Origin of the sequence: Kitasatospora sp. NPDC057512, assembly GCF_042802135.1 — a bacterium.
GTDB lineage: Bacteria > Actinomycetota > Actinomycetes > Streptomycetales > Streptomycetaceae > Kitasatospora.
Genome location: NZ_JBHVET010000876.1, coordinates 1 through 3160 on the forward strand (window position 1 = coordinate 1; position 3160 = coordinate 3160).

Consider the following 3160-nt stretch of genomic DNA (forward strand, 5'->3'; position numbering starts at 1 on the left):
TGTCCGGGCCCCGCGCTCAGCCGCGGAACAGGTTGTGCCCCACGTCGGTCGGGACCTCGTCCTGGACCGGCTTGCCGCCCGGCCCCGGCACGTGCTCGCCGGGAATCGGCTCGTCGCCCTCCCGGTGCAGCAGCACGACCCCGTCCTCGGCCCACAGCTGCCGGTAGCCGTGCGCCAGCAGCAGCCGGATCCGCTCGGCCTGCTCCTGGTCCGTCTTGAACGGGAAGGACCGCTTGTCGCCCCGGGTGAGCACGTACTCGCGCCCGCGCGGCGTGCCGTCCACCAGCACCACGTCCGTCCGGGCGGTCAACCGCGGCGCGATCTGGTTGTCCGCCTCGACGGACGCCCCGTCCGGAATCAGCGCGGCCGCCCGGACCAGCGCCGCCTCGCTCGGCTTGGGCGCCCAGGAGGACGGCAGGACCAGCGGCACCAGCCCGATCGGCACCGCCGCCATCAGCGCGATGCCGGCCGCGCCGAGGCCCAGCCGGCGGGCCCGCCGCAGGCTGGGCTCCGGCCGCCCGGCGGCGCTCAGCCGGCCCAGCACCTCGATCGCGGCGGTGAGCAGGACCGGCCACAGCAGCGAGTCGTAGTGCCGGGCGATCGACCAGTGGTTGGGGTTGCTGGACAGGATCCGCTCGGCCAGCAGCGGCACCGCGCACAGCACGGTGGCCGAACGCAGCGGCAGCAGCAGCATGGTGCCGAACAGCCACAGCAGCAGCAGCGGCTTGAGCGGCTGGTCGAAGGCGGCCTGCACCAGCAGGAACGGGTCGTGCAGCAGGTTGCGCAGCGCGTCGCCGCCGTCCTCGCCGAGCGAGCCGTAGTTCCAGTAGTAGCCCGGCTCCCCGCCCATCGCCGGGATCAGCCAGACGATGGCGGCGGCCGAGGCGACCGGCCCGCCCAGCAGCAGTCCCAGGCCGGTGCGGCGGCCCGCCCGGTCGTCGGTGCGGCGGGTGCGCAGCAGCAGCACCAGCCCGTACGCCCCGACCATCAGGCCGAGGTCCTCCTTGGTGCAGCACAGCAGCAGGGCGGCGAGCAGCACCGTGCCGTACCGGCGGGCCAGCCCGCGCTCCAGCATCAGCAGGGTCAGCGGCACCGCGAAGGCGACCTCGTGGAAGCCCACCCGGGCGGCGACCAGCAGCGGCCAGCCGAGCCCGTAGACCAGGCCGGCCAGGTCGGCGGCCCGGCGGGCGGTGCGCGGCTCGGCGCCGGCGAAGGCGTACCCGGCGATCCGCCGGATCAGCGGCACGCCGGCCGCGAACAGCAGCGACTGCCCGATGATCAGCGAGCGCGGGTCGTCCCAGATCCAGTACAGCGGCGCGAGCAGCGCCAGCACCGGCGAGAAGTGGTCGCCCAGCAGCGAGAAGCCGGGCGGGAACTCGTGGTGGAAGCTCTTCAGCGTCGAGACGGGCAGCCCGAAGTGGGCGTAGCCGCGCACGCCCTGGTCGAAGATGCCGAGGTCGAAGCCGCCGAGCGAGACGGACGTCCAGCCCTGCAGGCCGATGGCGCAGGTCACCGCGAAGCAGAGCGCGGTGAGCAGCGCGGTGCGCCGGGCGGGGCCGAGCAGGACGGCCGCAGCCATCCGGCGGACGGCGGGCCCGGCGGCGGCCGGCGGCGGGGGTGCGGTCTGGGTGGTCACGTCTGGTCTGGTCCGTCCGGTCTGGGGTCCGTGGGTCCGGTCCGTCAGGTCCGGTTCGTCAGCGCGGGGTCGCGGTCCAGCCTGGCGGTCAGCAGGGTCAGGGCCCCGCCGCCGGCGGCGTCCACGGCCTGCCGCCGGGCGCGGTACAGCCGCACGCCCAGGACGACCAGGACGGCGATCGCGATCGGCGGGTAGATCGCGCCGGGCAGCTGCCAGTACCAGGCGACGCCCCGGCCCCACCGGTGCGGCACCGCCCACATGACGTGGGAGAGGAAGACCACCGCGGTCAGGCCGAACAGCACCTGCCGGGCCCTGGTCCTGGCCTCCACCGCCAGCAGGGCGAGCAGCGGGACGCACCAGACCCAGTGGTGGGTCCAGCTGATCGGCGAGACCAGCAGCGCGGTGAGCGCGGCGCAGACCGCGCCCCAGGCGTCGGCCCGCCGCAGCACCCGTGCCGAGCGGCCGGCCAGCACCGCCACCCCGAGCCCGAGCACCGCGACCAGCGCCGAGGCGACGACCCCGACCAGGCCCGGGTCGTTGACGTCGAGCAGGCGGCAGACGGCGCCGCGCAGCGACTGGTTGTCCACCAGGACGGTCACGCCGACCCGGCTCGGGTCCCAGAGGTAGGTGGTCCAGAACCCGTACGAGGCGTCGGGCAGGAGGGCCCAGCCGATCAGGCCGGCCGCCAGGAAGGTGCCGGCCGAGACCAGGGCGGCCCGGACCCGGCCGGTCAGGAACAGGTAGACGGCGAACAGGCCCGGGGTGATCTTGATGGCGGTGGCGAGGCCGATGCCCACGCCCTTGAGGCGGTGGCTGTCCGGGCGGGTCAGGTCCCACAGGACCAGGCAGAGGATGCCGAGGTTGACCTGGCCGTACTGGAAGGTGGTGAAGACCGGCTCCAGCCAGACGCCGAGGCCGGTGGCCAGGACCACCACGGCCGCGCGGTGCTGCTTCGGCCAGCCGGCCAGCTTGAGCGACAGGTGCACGGCCGCGGCGAGCAGCGCGTAGTTGAGGAGCATCACCAGGACGCGCAGGGTGCTCACGTCGAACCAGGTGCTCGGCACGAAGAGCATCGCCGCGAACGGCGGGTAGGTGGCCGGCAGGTCCCAGCCGGGCAGCCGCATCGCGTACAGGTCCTCGCCGCGGACCACCGCCTGGCCCTCGGCCCGGTAGACCAGCATGTCGACCATGGTGGCCCCGTGGGCGTGCCGGAACCAGGCGAACACCGCCAGTGACACCGCCGCCACGCAGGCCGCCGGAAGGGTCCAGGAATTCGGCCTTCCGGTTTCCGCCGCCTCGCCGGAGCCTTCCGGACCGGACCGCCGCACCCACCGTTTCAGACCGAACTCGCGCACCGCGATGGCACCCCGTCGAGATAGACCAGATCGTTCCCTCGTCGCCGTCTGGGCCCACCCACCATAACCGACCCCCCTGAGCCCCAAACCGCGTCAGAAACGGGCCCGGAGGGGCGATGTGACCTCGCCCACAGCGGGCCCCGGGTCGGGTCCGGCACCGGGCCCGGAC

Annotated in this window: 2 protein-coding genes; both read right to left on the reverse strand. The window is 74.5% G+C overall.

All coding sequences use genetic code 11. The features are described from left to right. Positions 1-16 precede the first annotated feature (16 nt). Positions 17-1636, reverse strand: coding sequence for a DUF2079 domain-containing protein (locus tag ACFU6K_RS35130; RefSeq protein WP_380670098.1), 1620 nt, complete (start codon positions 1634-1636; stop codon positions 17-19). 44 nt (positions 1637-1680) lie between these two features. Then, entirely contained in the window at positions 1681-2883 is a 1203-nt protein-coding gene (locus tag ACFU6K_RS35135) for a glycosyltransferase 87 family protein (RefSeq protein WP_380670100.1), read from the reverse strand. Positions 2884-3160: the final 277 nt, after the last annotated feature.